This is a genomic window from Allobosea sp. R86505 (assembly GCF_042466375.1).
Classification (GTDB): domain Bacteria; phylum Pseudomonadota; class Alphaproteobacteria; order Rhizobiales; family Beijerinckiaceae; genus Allobosea.
In genome coordinates, this window is sequence record NZ_JAXHPY010000001.1 from 2,651,728 (window position 1) to 2,673,519 (window position 21,792).

The 21,792-nt window shown below is 69.1% G+C and carries 20 protein-coding genes and 1 pseudogene; 10 read left to right on the forward strand and 11 right to left on the reverse strand.

Translation table 11 applies throughout. The features are described 5' to 3' along the window. The first annotated feature begins 16 nt into the window (after window positions 1-16). Window positions 17-1,198, forward strand: a complete 1,182-nt coding sequence (locus tag SJY11_RS12845) for an NAD(P)/FAD-dependent oxidoreductase (RefSeq protein WP_376989319.1) — start codon at window positions 17-19, stop codon at window positions 1,196-1,198. A gap of 192 nt (window positions 1,199-1,390) precedes the next feature. Here SJY11_RS12845 and SJY11_RS12850 read toward each other — a convergent pair whose 3' ends face one another. From SJY11_RS12850 to SJY11_RS12880, 7 genes are all read right to left on the reverse strand, one after another. Continuing rightward, complete coding sequence (locus tag SJY11_RS12850; RefSeq protein ID WP_376987006.1) at window positions 1,391-2,218, reverse strand: ABC transporter permease; 828 nt, start codon at window positions 2,216-2,218, stop codon at window positions 1,391-1,393. Between the two features lie 2 nt (window positions 2,219-2,220). Beyond that, window positions 2,221-3,132: an ABC transporter permease gene (locus SJY11_RS12855; RefSeq protein WP_376987007.1), complete on the reverse strand. Its 912-nt coding sequence runs from the start codon at window positions 3,130-3,132 to the stop codon at window positions 2,221-2,223. Continuing rightward, window positions 3,132-4,244 carry an ABC transporter ATP-binding protein gene (locus SJY11_RS12860; RefSeq protein ID WP_376987008.1) on the reverse strand — a complete coding sequence of 371 codons (1,113 nt, stop codon included), beginning with the start codon at window positions 4,242-4,244 and terminating at the stop codon, window positions 3,132-3,134. The genes SJY11_RS12855 and SJY11_RS12860 overlap by 1 nt, the downstream gene beginning before the upstream one ends. A 32-nt stretch (window positions 4,245-4,276) precedes the next feature. After that, entirely contained in the window at window positions 4,277-5,329 is a 1,053-nt protein-coding gene (locus tag SJY11_RS12865; protein ID WP_376987009.1) for an ABC transporter substrate-binding protein, read from the reverse strand. Between the two features lie 153 nt (window positions 5,330-5,482). After that, window positions 5,483-6,781, reverse strand: coding sequence for an NAD(P)/FAD-dependent oxidoreductase (locus SJY11_RS12870; protein ID WP_376987010.1), 1,299 nt, complete (start codon window positions 6,779-6,781; stop codon window positions 5,483-5,485). 23 nt (window positions 6,782-6,804) lie between these two features. Beyond that, the gene (locus SJY11_RS12875; RefSeq protein WP_376987011.1) at window positions 6,805-8,298 is read right to left on the reverse strand and encodes an aldehyde dehydrogenase family protein; all 1,494 of its coding nucleotides are present in this window, start codon (window positions 8,296-8,298) and stop codon (window positions 6,805-6,807) included. Continuing rightward, entirely contained in the window at window positions 8,295-9,401 is a 1,107-nt protein-coding gene (locus tag SJY11_RS12880) for a mandelate racemase/muconate lactonizing enzyme family protein (RefSeq protein ID WP_376987012.1), read from the reverse strand. Before SJY11_RS12880 ends, SJY11_RS12875 begins: the two co-directional genes overlap by 4 nt. A 144-nt stretch (window positions 9,402-9,545) precedes the next feature. Here SJY11_RS12880 and pdxR point away from each other — a divergent pair, with 144 nt between their 5' ends. The 3 genes from pdxR to SJY11_RS12895 all read left to right on the forward strand — a co-directional run bounded on the left by pdxR (window position 9,546) and on the right by SJY11_RS12895 (window position 13,181). Further along, a complete protein-coding gene (pdxR, locus tag SJY11_RS12885; protein ID WP_376987013.1) occupies window positions 9,546-11,030 on the forward strand; it encodes a MocR-like pyridoxine biosynthesis transcription factor PdxR in 1,485 nt (494 codons plus the stop codon). A gap of 111 nt (window positions 11,031-11,141) precedes the next feature. Next, window positions 11,142-12,752, forward strand: a complete 1,611-nt coding sequence (locus tag SJY11_RS12890) for a GMC family oxidoreductase (protein ID WP_376987014.1) — start codon at window positions 11,142-11,144, stop codon at window positions 12,750-12,752. An 84-nt stretch (window positions 12,753-12,836) separates the two neighbouring features. Then, on the forward strand, window positions 12,837-13,181 hold the full coding sequence (locus SJY11_RS12895) for a RidA family protein (protein ID WP_376987015.1): 345 nt from the start codon (window positions 12,837-12,839) through the stop codon (window positions 13,179-13,181). A gap of 173 nt (window positions 13,182-13,354) precedes the next feature. Here the strand turns inward: SJY11_RS12895 and SJY11_RS12900 are convergent, their stop codons facing one another. The 3 genes and pseudogenes from SJY11_RS12900 to SJY11_RS12910 all read right to left on the reverse strand — a co-directional run. Next, window positions 13,355-14,257 carry a flagellin gene (locus tag SJY11_RS12900; protein WP_376987016.1) on the reverse strand — a complete coding sequence of 301 codons (903 nt, stop codon included), beginning with the start codon at window positions 14,255-14,257 and terminating at the stop codon, window positions 13,355-13,357. A gap of 29 nt (window positions 14,258-14,286) precedes the next feature. Then, the gene (locus SJY11_RS12905) at window positions 14,287-14,505 is read right to left on the reverse strand and encodes a flagellar basal body rod C-terminal domain-containing protein (RefSeq protein ID WP_376987017.1); all 219 of its coding nucleotides are present in this window, start codon (window positions 14,503-14,505) and stop codon (window positions 14,287-14,289) included. Between the two features lie 38 nt (window positions 14,506-14,543). Then, window positions 14,544-14,702: pseudogene (locus SJY11_RS12910) on the reverse strand (sigma factor); the annotation flags it as partial. Between SJY11_RS12910 and SJY11_RS12915 the strand changes: the two are divergent. The 4 genes from SJY11_RS12915 (at window position 14,628) to SJY11_RS12930 (ending at window position 17,455) form a co-directional block, all read left to right on the forward strand. Next, window positions 14,628-14,891, forward strand: coding sequence for a hypothetical protein (locus SJY11_RS12915; protein ID WP_376987018.1), 264 nt, complete (start codon window positions 14,628-14,630; stop codon window positions 14,889-14,891). The pseudogene SJY11_RS12910 and the gene SJY11_RS12915 overlap by 75 nt on opposite strands. 327 nt (window positions 14,892-15,218) lie before the next feature. After that, window positions 15,219-15,725, forward strand: coding sequence for a hypothetical protein (locus tag SJY11_RS12920; RefSeq protein WP_376987019.1), 507 nt, complete (start codon window positions 15,219-15,221; stop codon window positions 15,723-15,725). Window positions 15,726-15,741: 16 nt separating this feature from the next. Further along, on the forward strand, window positions 15,742-16,377 hold the full coding sequence (locus SJY11_RS12925; RefSeq protein WP_376987020.1) for a L,D-transpeptidase: 636 nt from the start codon (window positions 15,742-15,744) through the stop codon (window positions 16,375-16,377). A 40-nt stretch (window positions 16,378-16,417) separates the two neighbouring features. Then, entirely contained in the window at window positions 16,418-17,455 is a 1,038-nt protein-coding gene (locus SJY11_RS12930) for an amino acid ABC transporter substrate-binding protein (protein WP_376987021.1), read from the forward strand. A gap of 43 nt (window positions 17,456-17,498) precedes the next feature. On the opposite strand, the gene nanR is transcribed toward SJY11_RS12930, so the two are convergent. Then, a complete protein-coding gene (gene nanR, locus SJY11_RS12935) occupies window positions 17,499-18,224 on the reverse strand; it encodes a transcriptional regulator NanR (RefSeq protein ID WP_376987022.1) in 726 nt (241 codons plus the stop codon). A gap of 109 nt (window positions 18,225-18,333) precedes the next feature. Here nanR and SJY11_RS12940 point away from each other — a divergent pair, with 109 nt between their 5' ends. Beyond that, the gene (locus tag SJY11_RS12940) at window positions 18,334-19,161 is read left to right on the forward strand and encodes a phosphogluconate dehydrogenase C-terminal domain-containing protein (RefSeq protein WP_376987023.1); all 828 of its coding nucleotides are present in this window, start codon (window positions 18,334-18,336) and stop codon (window positions 19,159-19,161) included. 85 nt (window positions 19,162-19,246) lie between these two features. After that, complete coding sequence (locus SJY11_RS12945) at window positions 19,247-21,760, forward strand: heavy metal translocating P-type ATPase (protein WP_376987024.1); 2,514 nt, start codon at window positions 19,247-19,249, stop codon at window positions 21,758-21,760. The last annotated feature ends 32 nt before the right edge of the window (window positions 21,761-21,792 follow it).

The window sequence follows — 21,792 nt, forward strand, 5'->3', positions numbered from 1 at the left end:
GCGGGCCGTGAAGCAGATGACTGAAACATCGCAGGAGCGGCCCAAGGGAGCCTCGGTCGTCATCGTCGGCGGTGGCGTGACGGGGCTGTCGGCCGGCTGGTGGCTGGCGCGCGAGGGCATCGATGTCCTCGTCATCGACAAGGGCATGATCGGCTGGGAAGCGTCCGGCCGCAATGGCGGCGGCTGCTCGCACCACCATTCGCCGCTGTTCGTCGAAGAGCAGCGGCTCTGGCCGCAGATGGACGAGTTGCTGGGCTATCCGACCGAGTTCAGCGCCGGCCGGATCCGGCTCGCCGCCAGCGAGGCGCAGATGGCCCTCTATGGCCGGGCCCTGCGCAACGCCGCGCGCCAGGGCTTCCAATCCGACGTGCTGGACGTCCGACAGATCAAGGAGCTGGTGCCGCTGGCCGGCGACACGATGATCGGCGGCTATTTCTACCGTTTCGGCGGCCACGCCAATCCCCATCGCACGCTCCAGGCCTATGCCTGGGCGCTGCAGGACCATGGCGGTCGCCTGATGCAGCATTGCGCCGTCTCGGGCTTCCGGACGGAAGGGGGCCGCGTCACCGGTGTGGAAACGCAGCGTGGCTTCATCGCCTGCGACCATCTCGTGCTCGCCGCCGGGCCCCAGACGGGCGTTCTCTCAGGCCTGCTCGGCCAGGCCGTGCCGGTCGCGTCCGCACGCTGCGAGATGATCGTCACCGAGCCGCTTCCGCTGATGCCCTATGGTGGCGTCGACGGGAACGGGCTCTATGGCCGCCAGACGCTGCGGGGCAACCTCGCCTATGGCGGCGGACCGCATGAATGGCTGGAGATCGAGGGCAACGCCACCCCCGCCAAGCCGACGACGCCGCTGATGGGCCCCATGGCGCGGCGACTGGCGGAGCTGTTCCCCAAGGCGGCGCATGCGCGCGTCATCCGCTCCTGGGCCGGCGTCATCGAGAACACGCCCGACGGGCGGCCCGTGATCGACCGGCTCGATACGCAGGCGAACGTCGTCGTGGCGACGCTGTCGAGCGTCGGCTTCGGCCTCTCGCCCGCGAGCGGGCGCGCGATCCGGGATCTGGTGGTGGAGGGCGCCTGCGGCTTCGCCGACATCACGTCGTTCAGCCTGAAGCGCTTCGCGCAACTCGAGCCGGACTGGCGCGCTTTGCAGGGATGGCAGGGGGCTGCGGCGGAAGGTGCAGGGGGCGCCTGAACGCGACGCACATGCTCCGCAGCCGGTCGGCCGGCGACGGTGGCGCGGTACCTCATCTCCGCTGCCCGAGACGCGCACGGGCTTGTCCGGGGAGGCCGCGAGGCCGGCAGCCGCAGGCGCCTCGATCGGGCGCCTGCCCCCCGGCAGGTCGAAGATGCCGACGCTTCGGGCAGGCTCTACAGCCGGCCTCCATCAGCCGCGCGCGGAATCACCGCCCTTTCCGAGCCATTGTGACGCCGCCAGCAGCAGCGAGGTGATCACGATCATGATCGTCGAGATCGCCGCGATGGTCGGGTCGATCTGGTCGCGCAGGGCCATGAACATCGCGCGCGTCAGCGTCGAGTTGTCCCCGCCCGAGACGAAGAGCGAGACCACCACCTCGTCGAAGGAGGTGAGGAACGACAGCAGCGCCGAGGTCACGATGGCGAAGCGGATCTGCGGCATCGTCACCTGGACGAAGGCCTGCGTCCGCGTCGCGCCGAGGCTGCGCGCGACGCGCTCCTGGTCGAGATCGAAGCTCTTCAGGGCGGAGCCCACGATCATCATCACGATCGGCACCGCCAGGATCGTATGCGCGAGCACGATCCCGAGGAAGGAGTTGACCATCTTCAACTGCACGAAGGCGTAGAAGAGCGCGATGCCGACGAGGATGACCGGGACGATGGTCGGCGTCAGCAGCGCCAGGATCGCGACGCCGGCGAAACGCAGCCGCGAGACGTGCAGGCCATAGGCGGCGAGCGTGCCGACCGGCGTCGCCAGCAGGGCCGTGCAGATTCCCGCCTTGAGCGAGGTCGCCGTCGCCGCCATCCAGCTTCGCGAGGAGAAATAGGCGTCGTACCAGCGCAGCGACCATTGCCGTGGCGGAAACTCGAGATACTGCGAGTGGGAGAACGACATCGGGATCACGATCAGCGTCGGCAGGGCGAGGAACGCCAGGACCAGAACGCCGACGGCGTAGAGCCAGAGCCGCGAGCGATGCGTGATCTGCGTGTCGCTGGCGGCACGGTCGAGCCAGCCCATGCTCAATGCCCTCCGCCGAACAGGCCGGCGCCGCGCGAGAGCCGCGCCGCCAGCATGAGGACGATGAGCGTGATCACCAGCAGCACGACGCCGAGCGCGCTCGCCGCGCCCCAGTTGAAGAACAGCTCGATGTCGTTGGCGATGCGGTTCGAGACCATCGTCACCTTGCCGCCCCCGAGCATGGCCGGCGTCACGTAGAAGCCCAGCGACAACACGAAGACTAGCGCCGAGCCGGCGGCGAGCCCCGGCAGCGACAGCGGAAAGAACACGGTCCAGAAGCCGTGGGCCGGCGTCGAGCCGAGGCTGGAGGCGGCGCGCAGCAGGTCGCGGTCGATCGCCCGCATCGTGCTGTAGAGCGGCAGGACGAGGAAGGGCAGCATGATGTGGACCATGCCGATCAGCGTGCCGCCGACATTGTGGACGAGTTGCAGCGGCTCGCTCCAGAGGCCGAGCTGCATCCCCCAGCTGTTGATCAGCCCGCTGCGCTGCAGCAGCACCAGCCAGGCATAGGTGCGCACCAGAAGCGAGGTCCAGAACGGCAGCAGCACCGCGATCATGCAGAGATTGGCCGCGCGCCGCGGCAGCTGCGACAGGAAATAGGCGAGGGGATAGCCGAGCAGGATGCAGATGAGCGTGGTCGCGAGGCTGATCTCGAAGGTGGTGCGGAAGGTCCGGCCATAGGAGGGTTCGGCCAGCATGCGCCGGTAATGCTCGAGGCTTGGCGCGCCCGCATCATCCTGGAAGGACAGGCCGAACAGCCAGCCCACAGGCAGCAGCACCATGACGCCGACGAGCAGCAGCGCCGGCGCCGCCAGCGCCGCCAGCCCCAGCCTTTCGCGCCAATGGTCCCGCCGAAGCGCCGCGGCGTGGAAGTCGCCTCCCTGGTCCCGGGCGAGGTCGAGCGAGGCCGCCATCACGCCTTTGCCTTCGCTTCATCGGCGAGCAGGACCGTGTCGCCGACCGCAATGCCGACCGCGATGGGCGAGCCGCGGGCGGGCGGGGGCGCGTCGTCGCCGCGCGTCGCCATGCGCAGGGTCACCGGGCTGCCATCGGTCAGCACGATCTGCAGCAGCAGCGTGTCGCCCTGATAGATCGCGCTCAGGACCTTGCCGTCGAAGCGGTTCATCGCCTCGCTCTCGCTGCCGTCCAGAATGCGCAGCCGCTCGGGCCGCAGCATCATCACGCAGCGTCCCTGCGCCACCGGAACCTGCGGCGCCCGGATGACGGACCCCGCCGCACGGCAGATGCCGTCCGCGACATCGACGTCGAGGAACGAGGATTCCCCGATGAACTCCGCCACGAAGCGGCTGCCCGGATGGTCATAGATCGCCCGCGGTGCATCAATCCGGGCGATCTTGCCGCGGTCGAGCACGGCGATGCGGTCCGACATGGTCAGCGCCTCGCGCTGGTCATGCGTGACGTAGACGGTGGTGGTGCCAAGCCGGTCATGGAGCTGCCGCAGCTCGATCTGCATGCGCTCGCGCAACTGCTTGTCGAGCGCCGACAGCGGCTCGTCCATCAGGATGATGCGCGGCTCGAAGACGATGGCGCGGGCCAGCGCGACGCGCTGGCGCTGGCCGCCCGAAAGCTGGGTGATGCTGCGCTCGCCATAGCCGCCGAGCTGGAACATCTCCAGCGCGGCCTCGACGCGCCTTGTGATCTCGGAAGCCGGCACGCGTCGCAGCCGCAACGGAAAGCCGATATTGCGGGCCACGCTCATATGCGGGAACAGCGCATAGTTCTGGAAGACCATGCCGATTTCGCGCTTGTGCGGCGCCAGCCGGACGACTTCGCGCTCGCCGAAGCGGATGCTGCCCCTGTCGGGGCGCAGGAAGCCGGCGATCGCCATCAGCAGGGTGGTCTTGCCCGAGCCCGAGGGCCCCAAAAGGGTCAGGAACTCGCCGGGCCGGACGTCGAGATCGACCTCGTCGAGCACGGTTACGGCGCCATAGGCCTTGCTCAGGCGCCGGACGGCGATGGGCAGAGCATTGCCCATCGCGGGAGCGGGGGAAGCCGCGGCGGACATCGCCATCGGCTCCCCTTGATCGGCCGCCTGCCTCATTCGGTCAGCATGTTCTGGTAGGCGGCCGAAGCCTGCGCCTCGAACTTGGTGTACCAGGCGAGGTCAACCGGCAGCTGCTTGGCGGCATTGTCGGGATGGGACGGCAGGGTCTTGGCATAGGCCGCCTCGATCAGGCCGAGATCGTAGGCTTTCTTGTTGGTCGGGCCGTAGGTGATGTATTTGGTGAACTCGGCCTGATATTCCGGCTTGCTGATCTCGGCGAGGAACTTCATCGCCAGATCCTTGTTCGGTGCGCCCTTGGCGATGCCGTAGCAGTCATAGTCGAGCAGGCCCTGGTTGAAGGTGTAGGCGACTTTCGCCCCGTCCTTGGCGGCGACGTCGAAGCGCCCGTTCCAGCCGGTGACCATGTCGACCTCGCCGTCCTTCATGAGCTGGGCGTGCTGGGCGCCGGATGCCCACCACACCGCGACATGCGGCTTCAGCTCGCGGATCTTCTTGATCGCGCGGTCGATGCCGCCGGGCTGCGACAGAACCTCATAGACCTTCTCCGGCGGGACGCCGTCGGCCATCAGGGCCGGCTCCAGCGCGCCGGCAACGCCCTTGCGGTAAGAGCGCTTGCCGGGAAACTTCTTCACATCCCAGAAATCGGCCCAGCTCTGCGGCCCGTTCTGGCCGTAGGTCTTGGTGTTCCAGGCCAGCACCGTCGAGAACACATCGCCACCGACACAGTAATCCTGCGCCGTGCCGGGAATGAAGTTCGAGGTGTCGATGACCTTGTAGTCCAGTTTCTCGAGGATACCCTCGGAACCGGCGCGCGCCGCGCTGCCCGAGCCGCTGGCGACGATGTCCCAGGTCACGGCGCCGGCCTTCACCTTGAGGCGCAGATCGGCGATGCCGCTATAGGTCTCTTCCTTGAGCTTGATGCCGAGCTTCTTGGCGGCGGGCACGAACAGCGCCTTGCTCTGCGCTTCCTGATAGGAACCGCCGAAGGAGACGACGGTGAGTTCCTGTGCGAAGGCCGGCATCGCGCCGGCCAGGCTGAGGAGAAGGACGAGGGTCGATCGCGACGGCAGGATCGGCTGGGGCATGTCATGTCTCCTGATCTGAACGACACAGTTTGCATCGGCAGTCGGAAGGTCGCCGCAGCGCCCCGTCCCACCTCTGTCACGCTGGAGAGTTTGTTGGAATTGGTCTGCCCATAAGGTCCATTCTGAGAATTCGGGAAGGCCAATCCGCCGCGATCAGCGCGCCAGCCGGTCGCGCCAGCGGTAGAACAGCACGGACGGCGCCAGAAACCAGGGGTTGCCGCCGTAGAAAGGCCGCGTCTGGAACGGCAGATCGTCGAAGGCGGTCGCTCCCTCCGCCAAGCCGAGCACCTGCTGGCCCAGCCGCATGCCGAGATAGCTCGCCATGCCCACCCCCGAGCCGCAATAGCCCATCGCGTAGTTCATGCCGTCATGGCGGCCGATATGCGCCAGTTCGTCGAAGGTGTAGGCGACGAAGCCGCACCAGGAATGGCTGATGCGCGTCCTCGCCAGTTCGGGAAAGATCCCGGCGAGATCGGCATGGAGTTTCGGCCCGCTGCGGCGCGGATCGGTCTCGCTCAGCGAGACACGCCCGCCGAACAGGATGCGGCGGCGATCGGGCGAGGCGCGGTAGTAATACACGACCTTGCGGGTGTCGCTGACGATGCGGTTGCGCGGAATGAGCCTGTCCACGAGGGCCGGGTCGAGCGCCTCGGTCGCGATCACATAGCTGCCGATCGGGATGACACGGCGGCGCATCCAGCCGGTGAGCGGGCCGGTGTAGCCGTTGGTGGCGATGACGACGTCGCGCGCGGCGATGGTCCCGCGCGGCGTCTCGACCCGAAAGCCCTGACCCGTGCGCGCAATGGCGGTTGCCGGGCAGAACGGCACCAGCTGCGCCCCGGCGGCCAGGACGCGCTCCAGCAGCCCCTGATGGTAGCGAGCCGGGTCGATCGAGGCGTGCTCGGCGAAGATCGCACCGCCATGATAGAGGTCCGAGCCGATCTCGCTGTGCTGCTCGGCCCGCGGCACGACGTGGCAGGCGACCTCGAGACCCTTCGGCTGGTTCGCGACGGTACGCGCCAGTTCCTCGTACTGCCCCGGCGAATGGGCGGCGTGAAACCGCCCGACCACGCCGAAATCGCAGTCGATGCCCTCGTCGCGAACGAATTCGCCGAGCCATGTCAGCGAGCGCCGGCCCTCCTGGAGGATCGCGACCGCCTTGGCCTCGCCATGGCGGCGGGTCAGCTCCGCCAGGCCCGGCTTGATGCTCGTCGAGATCTGGCCGCCATTGCGCGTGCTGCAGCCGAAGCCGGCAGCCTCGGCGTCGAGCACCACCGTGCTGCGGCCGCCGCGCGCGATCTGGAGCGCCGCCTGGAGACCGGTGTAGCCCGAGCCGACGATGACGACATCGACCTGCTTTGGCGGGTCCGAAGCCGGCAAATCGGGGCGCGGCACGCCATCCCACCAATAGGGCGCCGCCTTGAAATCGGCGCTGAACAGATCGCTCGACATACGGTCGTATCCTCCCGGCCGCATCAGAGCCGCGCCACCACACTCTTGAGCTTGCAGTAGCTGCGCAAGCCCGCCATGCCCTTGGCCCGGCCGAAACCCGATTTCCGGTTGCCGCCGAAGGGCATGGCGACACCGCCGGCGAAGAACTCGTTGATGTAGACCTGGCCCGCATCGACCGCCCGGGCGAAGCGCCAGGCGCTGGCATGGTCGCGCGTGTAGATGCCGGCGACGAGGGCATAGGCCGTCGCATTGGCGGCGACGATCGCCTCGTCCAGCCCTCTGACGATCTGGACGGTCAGGACCGGCCCGAAGATCTCCTCCTGTACCGGCGGATCGTCGAGGCCATCAGCGAGGATGATGGTCGGCCGGTAGAACCAGCCTCCGCCGCACTCGGCGTCGGGAACGATGCCGCCGCCGGTCAGGATGCGGTTGCCGACGGCGCGCGCCCGTTCGACATGGGCGTCGATGCGCGCCAACTGCAGGGGCGAATTGATCGGCCCGATCTGCGCCTCGCTCAGGCCATGCCCGAGCGTCATGGTTTCGACGCGTGCGACGAGCCGGTCCAGCACCTCCTGCGCGATCGTCTGTTCCACGATCAGCCGGGAGCCGGCCGAGCAGATCTGGCCGGCATTCTCGTAGATCGCGCCGATCACGCCCTCGATGGCCGCCTCGATCTCGCAGTCGGCCATCAGGACGACCGGGGACTTGCCGCCGAGTTCGAGCTGCAGCCGCGTCACATGCTCGGCCGCCGCCCGCATCACGCGCTGGCCGGTCGCGACCGAGCCGGTGAAGGTGATGTGGTCAATGCCCGGATGGCCGACGAGCGCGGTGCCGGCCTCCGAACCCGTTCCGGCGACGACGTTGAGAACGCCCGCCGGTAGCCCCGCCTCGTGCAGCAGCTCCGCCAGCATCAGCGTCGTGAACGGCGTCTGCTCGGCCGGCTTGACGACGAGCGTGCAGCCGGCGGCCAGCGCCGGCGCGATGCCGCGGGCCGCAGTCGAAAGCGGATAGTTCCAGGGCACGATCTGCGCGACCACGCCGACCGGCTCCTCGAACGTCACGCCCAGATGGTCCGGCCCGAGCGGCACGCTGTCGCCCTGCAGCTTGTCGGCGGCCCCGGCGTAATAGGCGAGGCAGCGGACGACGCCCCCGACATCGCCCTCGGATTCGGCCAGAAGCTTGCCGGAATCGAGCGTCTCCACGACGGCGAAGCGCGCGGCCCGCTCGCGCAGCAGATGGCTCGCCCGCATCAGGATCTCACCCCGCGCCGCCGGTGTCAGGCGTGACCAGGGCCCCGACAAGGCCGCCCGCGCCGCCGCCACCGCCCGCGCGACATCCTCGGCAGAACCGGCAGCGAAAGTCGCAAACGGCACCCCGCGGCCGGGGTCGAAGCTCTCCATCTTCGCGCCCGAGATCGAGGCCACGAAGCGCCCGTCGATGAAATGCTCGGACGGCAGCCCCGCCAGCGTGCCGCTCCGCCGCGCCTCCGCGACCAGTTCCGCCCGGTCGAAGCTCACGTTGCGACCTCGGTCACTTGGTAGTCGGCCCGCTCGAGCCAGGACGGCTCGATCTCGACGCCCCAGCCGGGCTCGGAGGGAATTGCGACCATGCCGTCCCTGGCCGTGGGCGGGTTTCGCAGCAGGCCCTGCTCCCAGGGATAATAGTCGGGCCCCTCGATCGAGAACTCGACATAGGGCCCCGCATTGGCGAGCGCACCCATGACATGCAGCGTGAAGACCGTCACCATCGACTGGTTGGCCGAATGCGGCGTCACCGGCAGTCCGGCCTCTGCCGCCCAGCGCGCCACGGTCAGCATGCGCCCGACGCCGCCGATATAGCAGATGTCGGGTTGCACCACGTCGACGACGCGGCCCTCGATCATCGCCCGCCACACCGCGAGGTCGCAGTCCTGCTCGCCGCCGGTGACGTCGAGATCGAGCGCCTCGCGGACCTCGCGCGTCCAGCCATGTTCCCAATAGGGGCAGGGCTCCTCGAAATGCACGACGCCATGGTCCTGCAGCATGCGGCCGACCGCGATCGCCCTGGCCGGCGAATAGCCGCTGTTGGCGTCGACCAGCAGCGTCGCATCCGCCCCCAGCGCCGCGCGCACCTGCGGGACGATGGCGTCGGTGCGGCCCGGCCATTCGTCCCGGTCGCGGCCGCATTCGCGCCCGACCCGGAACTTGAAGGCGCGGAAGCCATGGGCGTCGCGCAGGCGGGCGAGACGCTGCGCCTCCGCCTCCGGCGTGATCTCGCCGCGCTTCATGCTGGAGGCGTAGACCGGGAAGGGCCGCGGCGTGCCGCCGAGCAACTCGCAGACGCTTTTGCGCTCCCGCCGCCCGCGCCAGTCCCACAAGGCCGTGTCGAGCCCGGTCAGGGCGCGGCAGAGATAGGAGCCTGGGAACTTGTGTTCGCGCTCGCCGATGGTGGCAACGAGTTCGTCGATGGCGAGCGCATCCTCACCGATCGCCCAGCGCGCGACCTGGCGGTGGAAGACGGTGGCGGTGATGTCCGCATTATAGGGCGAGAGCTGCCCCCAGCCCTGGCTGCCATCCTCGCAGGTCACGCGGACGAAGCCGACATCCACCGTGGTGAAGCTTTCGAGCCGCGTGATCTTCATAGCCACTGCCAATGCTGACGCCGCGATGCCGCGCGATTGCGGCCTCCGGCATGTCCGGAGAGGGGGCTTGAATTGGACTGAACCCAAGGTCCATTCTGATCAAAGCGGCAGTCCAATCCTCAGGGCGCGCCCACCGGAGCCGGCATGGTCAAGCGTGAGGAAGGCGTCCTGCTGCAGTCGATCGTGCTGGACCGGGAGGGGACGCATGGGCTGAGCGTGCAGATCTGCGTGGGCCTGCGCGAGCTTATCCTGAGCGGCGCGCTCAAGGTCGGCGAGCGCCTGCCGGCGACACGCACGCTGGCGCACGAGTTCGGTGTCGCGCGCACCACGATCGTCGAGAGCTTCGAGCGGCTCGCGGCTGAGGGGCTGGTCGAGACGCGTGTCGGCGCCGGCACCTATGTCAGCCAGGCGCTGGCGAGCGAGCGGCCGGCGCCGGCCGCCGCCGCGGTGGCCGTGCCGACGGCGAAGGTGCGGCTGGCCCAGGCGATGGACTCCGCCTCGAAGCTGTTCGGCGCGCGCCTGCCGCACCAGCCGCGCGCCTTCACCACGGCGATGCCGGCCTTCGATGCCTTCCCGATGGCGCAATGGGCCAAGCTGTCCGGCCGGCACTGGCGCAGGGCGCGCCAGCAGGTGCTGGGCTATCCCGACCCCCATGGCGAGGCGGTGCTACGGCAGGCGATCGCCGCCCATCTGCGCCTCAACCGGGGCATCGCCTGCGAATGGCAGCAGATCTTCATCGTCGCAGGCGCCCAGCAGGCCTTCCAGCTCCTCGCGGCGACGCTGATCAACCCGGGCGACAAGGTCTGGTTTGAGAACCCCGGCGCCATCGGCGCCCGAAACAGCCTGATCCTGTCGGGGGCTGACATCGTGCCGGTGCCGGTCGACGAGTCCGGGCTCGTCGTCGAGGAAGGGCTGCGCCGCGCGCCGGATTTCAAGCTCGCCTTCGTCACGCCCGCCCATCAGCAGCCGCTCGGCGCCAAGATGAGCCTCGAGCGTCGCCTCGCTTTGCTCGAAGCGGCCCAGGCGAGCGCGGCCTGGATCATCGAGGACGATTGGGACGGCGAATTCTGCTTTCAGGGCGCGCCGATGGCGACGCTGACCAGCATCGACCTCACCGGTCGGGTGATCTATGTCGGCACCTTCTCGAAGACATTGTTCCCGTCGCTGCGCCTTGGCTTCCTGGTGGCGCCTCCGCAACTCGCCGGGCAGATCGGCATCTGCCTCGACGCCTATTCGCCGGGCGTGCCGACCGCGCTGCAGGGCATCGTCGCCGACTTCATCGTCGAGGGCCATTTCGCCACCCATGTCCGGCGCATGCGCAAGCTCTACCAGGAGCGCCACCAGGCGCTGCTGGAGGCGGCCGCCACGCATCTGCGCGGAATTCTCGAGGTGGTTCCGACCCATACGGGCATGCACACCATCGCCTATCTGCGCGAGGGGCTCGACGCCGTCGCGTTGACCCGAGCCGCCGCGGAACGGGGCATCACGGTCGCGCCGATCAGCCGCTTCGGCCTGGAGCCGGTTGCGCGCGACGGCCTCGTCCTCGGCTTCAGCGGCTTCACGCAAGCGCAGATCCTGGCCGGTGTCGCCGGCCTGCGGCAGGCGGTCGACGATCTCGCGGCGCGCTGAACCCCGACGGAAATTGGACTGGTGAGCCGCACAGAACGGCCCTTCGTGACGAGCCCAATTCACCCTACAGCCTGTACGCCGCAACCGATCGAAGCCGGCAGGGAGTTTGCCTTGGAGGAGTGGGACGTCATCGTCATCGGCGCCGGTTCGGCCGGTTGTGCGCTGGCCGGGCGTCTGGCTCTGTCCGGCCGCGACCGCATCCTCGTGCTGGAGGCCGGCCCGCGCGACCTGAACCCCTGGCTCCACCTGCCGATCGGCTACGGCAAAACCTTCTACCACCCGCGCCTCAACTGGATGTACCGGACGGAACCCCAGCCCGGCCTGGCCGAGCGGGAAATCTACCAGCCACGTGGCAAGGTCGTCGGAGGGTCGAGCGCCATCAACGCCATGGTCTATATGCGCGGCCAGGCCGAAGATTTCGACGGCTGGGAGCGCATGGGCAATCCCGGCTGGGGCTGGCCCGACGTGCTCGCCACCTATCGCCGCATGGAGGACCACGCGCTTGGCGCCTCGGCCTGGCATGGCGCCGGCGGCCCGCTGCATGTGGAAGACATCTCGAAGGCCGTGCATCCCCTGACGCCGCTCTTCGTCCAGGCGGCGCAGGAGGCGGGGCTGCCCTTCAACCCGGACCTGAACGGCGAAACCAGTGAAGGCGCCGGCATCTACCAGATCACCACACGCGGCGGCCTGCGCGAATCCGCGGCCCGCGCCTATCTGCACCCGGCTCGCCGGAGCGGGCGCGTCAAGGTCGACACCGGCATCCTCGTTTCGCGGATCCTGTTCGAGGGGAAGCGCGCCGTGGCGGTCGAGGGCTGGCGCGGCGCGGAGCGCGTGAGATACCGGGCCCAGAGCGAGATCGTCGTCGCCGCCGGTGCGATCAACTCACCCCAACTCCTGCAACTCTCGGGCATCGGCGCGCCGGACGCGCTCGCCCGGCACGGCATTGCGACCGTGCAGGCGCTGCCGGCCGTCGGCCGGCATCTGCAGGATCATCTCTGCTACGACCATGTCTACCGGTCCCGACGTCCGAGCCTGAACGAGGATCTTCTGTCCTGGCCCGGCCGCATCGGCATGGCGCTGACCTATCTCCTGCAGCGGCGTGGCCCGCTCTCGCTGAGCGTCAACCAGGGCGGCGGCTATCTGAAAACCCGGTCAGACCTCGACCGGCCCGACATGCAGCTCTATTTCTCGCCGCTGAGCTATGAACGCGCTCTGCCCGGCGTGCGGGCGCTGATGAAGCCCGATCCCTTTCCCGGCTTCAGCACCAGCGTCTCGCCCTGCCGGCCCCACAGCCGCGGCCATGTCGCGATCCGCTCGCCCGACCCCCGCGTCGCCCCCGAGATCGCGCCGAACTATCTGTCCGACCCGCGCGACGTCGTCGACATCCTCGCCGGCGCCCGCTTCCTGCGCCGGCTCGCGGCGACGCCGAGTTTCGCCGCCCTGATCGAGAGCGAGATCAAGCCTGGACCGCACTGCGCAGACGATGCGGCTCTGCTCCAGTCGATCCGCCAGCAGGCCTATTCGGTCTTCCACCCCTGCGGAACCTGCCGCATGGGTCCCGACCCCGCCGACTCCGTCGTCGATCCGCAATTGCGGGTCCACGGACTGGAAGGCCTGCGCGTCGCCGATGCCTCGATCTTCCCGACGATTCCCTCAGGCAACACCAATGCGCCCGCGATGATGGTGGGCGAGCGTGCGGCCGACCTCATGGGCGCGCGCTGACGGTTGCGCATTGCCATTGGCGCCCGGATCGCGGACACAGGCGCCGGACCTTCGCCACCCCCCGCTTTTCCCCGAGGAGCCCGCATGATCACGCGCCATGAAATCACCGGACGGCTGAGCAAGGTCCTCGTCGCCAACGGCTTCGCCTTTCTGTCCGGCCTGACCGCCAAGGACCGCAGCGGCGGGGTCAAGGAGCAGACGGCCGACATCCTCGCGCAGATCGACGGCTATCTGGCGCTCGCCGGGACCGACAAGACCCGCATCGTCGTCGCCAATATCTGGCTCAAGGACATCGCGACCTTCGCCGAGATGAACGCAGCCTGGGAAGCCTGGGTCGACCCGTCGCAGCCGCCGGCGCGCGCGACCGTCGAGTCGCGTCTGGCCGCCGAGAACATCCTCGTCGAGATCCAGGTCCAGGCGCTCGTGTGACGGGAGCCTGACAAGGGCCAAATTCGAAGCCGCTTCCTGCCGCTATGTCGCCGTTCCCGCTTCCGTTGGTGCTGTCGCGCGGCGCCGCAGGGGATCGGCCGGTTGCCCGAGCCGAGCGACCATGACGGCCCGAAGCGGCACCGAGCCGGTCGCGGGAACCGGCCGACCCGGCCTCAGTTCAGATAATCCATGAGGTTGAGCGACTGCACCTTCGCCAGCGCGGCGTAGGAGGCCTGCAACTGCGTCTCGTAGGACGAAAGCGCGACGGCGAGCGCGGTCACGTCGGCGCCGTTGGTGGCGGCGATCAGGCTCGTGGTCGTATCCTGGTGGTCGGCTTGCGCGGCCACACTGCGTTCGAGCCTGGCCGCGTCGACCGAGAGTTTGCCCTGCACCGCGGCGAGCGCGTCGATCGCGTCCACCGTCAGCTCCGAGATCGCCTGCAGCGCCGCCGTGTCTGGCGGGGTGGTGGCGTTGGCGACGGCGCCGAGCGCGCGCATCGCCTGCTCGAAGGCGGTGGCGTCTCCCGTGACGCCATAGGTCAGCGTGCGCTCCGGGGAGAGCACGACCGAGCCCTTCACGGCGTTGCCCTGGTAATAGGTCGTGTCCTGCGTCGCCACGTCGGTCGCCGCATAGGCCGAGAGGTCGACGGGGGCGGTGCCGGTGTCGCTACCGGCGAAGAGATAGCGCCCCTCGAACCGGGTGTTGAGCAGGCCCGCGAACTCCTCCAGCAGACTCTGGGCGGTGGCCGCCAGCGTCGTGTCGTCGCCGCCTGCGCTGATCGCCGAAGACAGGCTGGAGCGGAAGCTCGACAACAGCTCGCTCATCGCGCCGACGGCATCGGACATCACCTGGACGCGGCTGCCCGCCTCCTCGGCGGCGCTCGCCTGGCTCTTCGAGCGCGCCAGCGAGACTTCGAGGCTGACCAGCGTGCCGGCCGAGCGGCCCAGCCCGCCATAATCGGTCGAGACGGAGCCGGAGGCCTGCTGGAGCTGGGCCTCGCTCATCCTGGACTGGGTGCGCAGCGAGGCTTCCAGCATGCGTTCGCTCATGGCGAAGGTCGCGACGCGGGTGATCATCGGGTCCGTCTCCTCGCGCCGCCGCTGCGTCAGGCCGACGCCGCGACCTGCAGCAGCGTGTCGAACATGGTGTTGAGCGTTTCCAGAAGCTGGGCGGCGACCGCATATTGCTGCTCCAGTTCGGAGAGCTTCGCGGTTTCCTCGTCGAGATTGACGCCGGACAGGGAGGCCAGCGAGTCCGCGAGCGACTGTTGCGCGCTCTCGCCGGTCTCCAGCGCCGTGGTGCTGCTCTCCGCAGCAGCGGCCACGCCTGCGACGATCTTCGCGGCGTAATCGGCAAAGCTGCCTTCAGCAGCGTGTCCTGGACGACGTCCTCGGCATCGGCGCCGTTGCGCAGGATGCGCAGCGCCAGAGCATAGGCGCGGTCGACATGCCGCTCGACCAGTTCGCGGAAGGCGCCCTCGTCGCCCTGCGTGATCAGTTCCAGCAGTTCGTCGTCGCGGTCCATCGGCCTGCGGCCTTCCAGCCTTTCCAGCACCTTTGGCCGTGCCGCCTCGTGGCTGAGCAGCAGGGTGATGGGCGCGCCCCTCGTGTCTGGCACGAAATCGAGACGGGATGCCTGGCTGCTCATCGCTTGGAAACCTCCAGAAACCACATTCAGGCCGGAGTGCCTGGGCGCGGCGTCTTTGACTGAAACGGGCGAGGGCGCGGAACCAGGCGCGGTAAAATCAACAATAATTGATTATTTTCATGGACTTATGTGGTAAAATTCTTCCTATGGACCAGGCAGATTCTGCCGGGTGACCCGTTTCGCTTCGGCCGGCCACCGGTTCCTGCCGCGCCGTCCGTGAGAGGACGAAGAGACCGTTGCGACGAGGGGCGCTCGGTGCGGTTGGCGTGAGTCGCGAGACCGTAGCCGGTCGCCCTGGCGTGCAGAGGGCGATTGCCCTCGTGCCGAAACCATGTCCTACTTCCGTAACGGCCGGGCCGGCACAGTGTCGGGATCAGAGCGGAGCGGGGGATGGTGACCAGCAACGTCAAGAACAGATGGCGGCTTTCGCCCCTGTCCACCAGCGCCGCCCTGGTGCTCGCCGCAGGGCTCGGCGGCTGCCTGTCGGGTGCCGACGAGCCTCGGGCGCCGCAGGCGCAGGTCGTCGCCTCGGCGGCGGCGCCGAGCACGATCAGCGTCGACACGGTGATCGGGCGATGGGGCATCGCCTCCTTCCACAACGAGAAGGATCGCCAGCGCACGGAGGCACAGGCCAAGGCCGCCTGCAACCAGCCCTATGTCATCAGCAAGGGGCCGCGCGACGGCGTGATGATGCATGTCGCCGACGACGCGAAGCTCTACGAACTCAAGCTCAAGGGCGGGCCCGGCGGGCGCAACTTCCTCGGCTTCGAGGCGCCGCCCGGCGATCTCCAGGACCGCGAGATCCTGTCCGCGACCGACTCGATGCTGGTGATGCGCTTCGTCGATCCCGACGCGCATCGCCGCTACGGCACCTTCATCTATGTACGCTGCCGCTGACGGAAGGAGGCCGCTCATGACGACATCGACCACGCTTTCGGTCCGCCTGCTGCGCAGCGCCGCGGTGTTGGCGGCCTTGTTCGCCTTGTCGCAGCCGGGCCTGGCCCAGCCGCGCCCGCCCGCCGCCGTCCAGCAGACGATGGATATCGGCGACGAGCCGGGCCGGGTCTCCACCGAGGAGGTCAGCATCACGGAAGGGCCCTACGCCCGCCAGATGGTGCTGTTCCGATCGAACGAGGCGCCCGGCACCGTCGTCATCCATTCGGCCGAGCGCTTCCTCTATGTCGTCCAGGGCAATGGCCGGGCGCTGCGCTACGGCATCGGTGTCGGCCGCGAGGGCTTCCAGTGGTCGGGCCTGGTGCAGGTCAGCCGCAAGGCGGAATGGCCGGACTGGCGGCCGCCGCCGGAGATGCTGCAGCGGCAGCCCTATCTGCCGCGTTTCATGGCGGGCGGCCCCGGCAATCCGATGGGCGCACGCGCGCTCTATCTCGGCTCGACGGTGTTTCGCATCCACGGCACCAACCAGCCCGAGACGATCGGCGAGGCGATTTCCTCCGGCTGCTTCCGTCTCGCCAATGGCGACATCGCGGATCTCTACGAGCGGGTGCCGCTCGGGACCAAGGTGATCATCCGTCATCAGGCGACGCTGTAGCGCGCGGGTGCGCCGAGACTACAGGCCCAGGGGGAACGTCATGTCGCAGGTCTCATCGCTTCGCCGGTTCACGCTCGGGATTGTCGCCGCGGTCGCGTCCACAGCGGCGCTCGCACTGCCGGCTGCGGCCAACACGCTGGCGACGGTCAAGCAGCGCGGGGTCCTCCATTGCGGCGTCAGCGAGGGGCTGAACGGCTTTTCCGCCAAGGACGCGCAGGGGACGTGGTCGGGCTTCGACGTCGATTTCTGCCGGGCGCTGGCGGCCGCCGTGCTGGGCGATCCGCAGAAGGTCAGCTTCACGCCGCTCTCGGCCAGCGAGCGCTTCGACGCGCTCAAGGCGGCGAAGGTCGACCTGCTCTCGCGCAACTCGACCTGGACGCTCGGGCGCGAGGCGGAACTCGGCCTCGCCTTCGCCGGCATCACCTATCATGACGGGCAGGGCTTCCTGGCGAAGCGGGCGCTCGGCGTCGACGGGGCGCTGGCCCTCGACAAGGCGAAGATCTGCGTCGAGACGGGCACGACCTCGCAGGCCAATCTCGCCGATTTCTTCCGGGCGAACTCGCTGACCTATGAGGAAAAGCCCTTCGGCAGTTCAGCCGAGGCCTTCAAGGCCTTTGAGACCGGGCAGTGCGACGTCCTCACCCGCGACCAGTCGGCGCTCTATGGCGAGAGGCTCAGGCTGGCCAAGCCAAGCGACGCGATCGTCCTGCCGGACGTGATCTCCAAGGAGCCGCTCGGGCCGGTGGTGCGCAGCGACGATTTCGCCTGGTTCACGGTGGTGAAATGGGTCAACTTCGCCCTGATCAACGCCGAGGAACTGGGCATCTCCTCCAGCACCCTTCCGGCCGCGCTGGCCTCGCAGAAGCCCGATGTGCGCCGCTTCACCGGCGCCGAGGGTGGGTTCGGCAAGGCGCTGGGGCTCGATCCCGACTGGGCGGTCAAGGCCGTGCGGGCGGGCGGCAATTACGCCGAGATCTATGAGCGCAATCTCGGGACCGGCTCCAAGCTCGCCATCCCGCGCGGGCTCAACCAACTCTGGAGCATGGGCGGCGTGCTCTATGCGCCGCCGCTCCGCTGAAACCCAAGGCTGAACGGGCGGTGCTGATCGCCCGAGATGCGCCTCAGCTGTGATCTGCCGCCGCGGCGGGCGCGGCGAGGCTGCGATACAGCGCATTCGCCCGGCTGAGATGGTCCGTCATCGCCCGTGCCGCGGCGTCGCCGTCTCCCGCCGCGATCGCGTCATGGATGCGCTGGTGCTCCGCCAGCGTCAGGCGTTCGGCGCCCGGAGCGCGCACCAGCGTGACATAGGACGCGCCGAGCCAGGTCAGCATCGCCTCGACCGCGGCGGGAAAGACCGGGTTGCCGCTCATCACCGCGATCTGGCGATGAAAGGCGATGTCGCGGCTGAGGAAGTCGTCGAGCCCGGCGGCCCGGTGCTCGTCGAGCCGCTGGCGCAGCAAGACGAGGTCGGCCGGGTCGGCGCGCTCGGCCGCTAGTCTTGCCACGCCGGCTTCGAGCAGGATGCGCGCCTCCTTGAGGTGGTCCAGCGCATCGGGATCGACGCTCAACAGGAAGCGTGCGGGTTCGGTCATCTGCGCGACGACCGCTTCGGCGGTCGGCAGCAGCACGCGGGCGCGCTCGCCATGGCTGATGCCGATGATGCCGGAGCGCTCCAGCTGCTGCAGCGCCTCGCGGATCGAAGGCCGGCCGACGCCATAGGCGTCCATCAGCTCGCGTTCGGAGGGCAATTGTGCGCCCGGCGGGAACTCACCCGAGCTGATGCGGGCGATCAGCCGGTCGAGGACCTCTTGATGCAGCTTGCGGCGGGGGATCGGTTCGGTCGTCACGGGGCCTGCTTCGCTGGGGAACGGGACATTATCATCATGTCATCCGACCAGATTGACCACCAGCCTTCGGTATGGGACGAACTCATCATACCAGTTTGGGGAGGTAACGATGACGGTGGTGGCTCTATTCGGTGCCGGCGGCAAGATGGGGATGCGGCTCGGCCGCAATCTCGCGGCCTCGCGTTTCACCATGCGGCCGGTCGAGGTCAGCCCGGCCGGGCAGGAGCGGGTGCACGCCGCCTTCGGGCTCGATTGCCTCGAGGCCGAGGAGGCGATCGCAGGGGCGGAGGTGGTGGTGCTGGCCGTTCCGGACACCCATGTCGGCGCGGTGGCGACGACGCTGCTGCCTAAGCTGGCCTCGGGCACGATCGTGGTGATCCTCGACGCGGCCGCCCCGCATGCCGGGCATCTGCCGGAGCGGGCCGACATCACCTATTTCGTCACCCATCCCTGCCACCCGCCGATCTTCAACGACGAGACCGACCCGGCCGCCAAGGCCGACCATTTCGGCGGGATCGCGGCGAAGCAGCACATCGTCAACGCGCTGATGCAGGGTCCGGAAGAGCATTACGCGCTGGGCGAGGAGGTCGCGCGGGCGATCTGGGCGCCGGTGATGCGCTCGCACCGCGTCACGGTCGAGCAGATGGCGATCCTGGAGCCAGGCCTGTCGGAGACCGTCTGCGCCACGCTGCTCGACGCGATGCGCGAGGCCATGGAGGAGGCGATCGCCCGCGGCGTCCCGCGCGAGGCGGCGCGCGACTTCCTGCTCGGTCATATGAACATCCTCGCCGCCGTAACCTTCCAGCAGGTGCAGGGCGTGTTCTCGGACGCCTGCAACAAGGCGATCGTCTTCGGCAAGGACACGATCCTGAAGCCGGATTGGAAGCGGCTGTTCGAGCCGGAGGAGATCGCCGCCAGCGTGCGCCGCATCACCTGACGGATTATCCGTCGCTCGCCCCTTGACCTTCCCATGATGGGAAGCCCCATCTCCGGCTCTGACGCGACAGCCGGAGCCTGAGCCGATGACCCTGACCGATCTCCGCAAGCCGGACGGCGCGACGACGCTTGCGATCCCCGTCGAGGGGATGAGCTGCGCCTCCTGCGTCGGGCGCGTCGAGAAGGCGATCATAGCCGTGCCGGGCGTCCGCGAGGCGTCCGTCAATCTGGCGACGCAGCGGGCGAGCGTCGGGCTCGACGCGAACGCCGAGGCGGCGCCCGTCCTGGCGGCGATCCGGGCGGCCGGCTACACGCCGCAGGAGGACGAGACCGATTTTTCCGTCGTGGGGATGAGCTGCGCCTCATGCGTCGGGCGGGTCGAGCGGGCGCTGCTTTCCGTGCCCGGCGTGCTGGAGGGCAACGTCAACCTCGCTACGGGCCGCGCCCATGCGCGCCATGTCGGAGGGCAGGGCACGGTGGCGGCGATCACGGCGGCTCTGGCTAAGGCCGGCTATCCGGCCGAGCTTGTACGGGAGGCCGGCGTCCAGGCCGATCGCGACAGCGCGCGGCGCGAGGCCGAACTGGCGGGGCTGCGCCGCGACCTGACCCTGGCCGCGCTGGCGACGCTGCCGATCGTCTTGATCGAGATGGGCTCGCATCTCTCCGACACGCTGCATCACGCGCTGGCGGAGAGTTTTGGCGCGGGCAATCTGCGCATCCTGTCGTTCCTGCTGGCGAGCCTGGTGCAGTTCGGGCCGGGGCTGCAGTTCTACCGGAAGGGTGGGCCGGCGCTGCTGCGTGGCGCGCCCGACATGAACTCGCTCGTCATGCTGGGCACGACGACGGCCTATCTCTATTCGGTCGTCTCAACCTTTGCGCCCGCGCTGCTGCCGGCCGGGCTCGACCACACCTATTTCGAGGCCGGCGCGGTCATCGTCACGCTGATCCTGCTCGGCCGCTATGCCGAGGCCCGGGCCAAGGGCCAGACCGGGGATGCGATCCGCCAGCTTTTGAAGCTGCAGGCGAAGACGGCTCTGGTGCTGCGCGAGGGCCGCGAGCAGGAGGTGGCCGTCGCGCAGGTGCGGCCCGGCGACATCGTGCTGATGCGCCCCGGCGAGCGGCTGCCGGTCGATGGCGAGGTGCTGGAGGGCTCCTCCTTCGTCGACGAATCCATGCTGACCGGCGAGCCGATCCCGGTGGAGAAGGAGGTCGGCGCCACGGTGATCGGCGGCACGGTCAACGGGACCGGCGCCTTCCGCTTCCGCGCGACGCGCATCGGCGCGGACACGCTTCTGGCGGGAATCGTCCGGACCATGGAGGCGGCTCAGGCCTCGAAGCTGCCGATCCAGGCGCTGGTCGACAAGGTGACGATGTGGTTCGTGCCCGCCGTCATGGCCGCCGCGCTGCTGACCTTCGGGGTCTGGCTGGTCTTCGGGCCGAGCCCGGCGCTGTCGCTGGCGATCGTCAATGCGGTCGCCGTGCTGATCATCGCCTGCCCCTGCGCGATGGGGCTAGCGACGCCGACCTCGATCATGGTCGGCACCGGCAAGGCCGCGCAGATGGGCGTGCTGTTCCGGCGCGGCGAGGCGCTGCAGGCCCTGCGCGACGTCACGGTCGTGGCGCTCGACAAGACCGGGACGATCACGCGGGGCAAGCCCGAGCTGACCGATGTCGAGGTCACCGAGGGCTTCGCGCGTGACGAGGTTCTGCGGCTGGTGGCGGCGGTCGAGACGCGCTCGGAGCATCCGATCGCGCAGGCCATCGTCGCGGCGGCCGGGGAGGGCGGCGAAATCCTGCCCGAGCCTGCCGCCTTCGCCGCCGAGCCGGGTTATGGCGTCACGGCCACCGTCGAGGGGCGGGCGCTGCTGGTCGGGGCCGACCGGCTGCTGGCCAGGGCGGGCATCGACCTGTCTCCCTTCGCCGCCACGGCGGCGCGGCTCGGAGGCGAAGGCAAGTCGCCGCTCTATGCCGCGATCGACGGGCGGCTTGCCGCCATCCTCGCCGTCTCCGACCCGGTCAAGGAGACCAGCCGCGAAGCGCTCGAGGCGCTGCGGGCGCAGGGCCTGCGGATCGTGATGATCACCGGCGACAACCGGCGCACCGCCGAGGCGATCGCGCGCGGTCTCCCGGTCGACGAGGTCGTGGCCGAGGTGCTGCCCGCCGGCAAGGTCGCGGTGATCGAGCGGCTGCAGGCGCAGGGCGCCCGCGTCGCCTTCGTCGGCGACGGGATCAACGATGCGCCGGCGCTGGCCAAGGCCGATGTCGGGCTCGCCATCGGCACTGGCACGGACATCGCGATCGAGAGCGCCGACGTCGTGCTGATGTCGGGCGATCTGCGCAATGTGGCGAATGCGGTGGCGCTGTCGCGGGCGACGCTGCGCAACATCGCCGAGAACCTGTTCTGGGCCTTCGGCTACAATGCGGTGCTGATCCCGGTCGCGGCCGGGGTGCTCTATCCGGCCTTCGGCATCCTGATGTCGCCGATGGTGGCCGGCCTCGCCATGGCGCTCTCCAGCGTCAGCGTCGTCGCCAATGCGCTGCGGCTGCGCGGTTTCCGGCCGCCGCTTGCGGCGCATGGCCGGGCTGCGGCCGCCGCCTGAGCGCGGTTGAAAAAGGCGCTTGAACCTCTAGT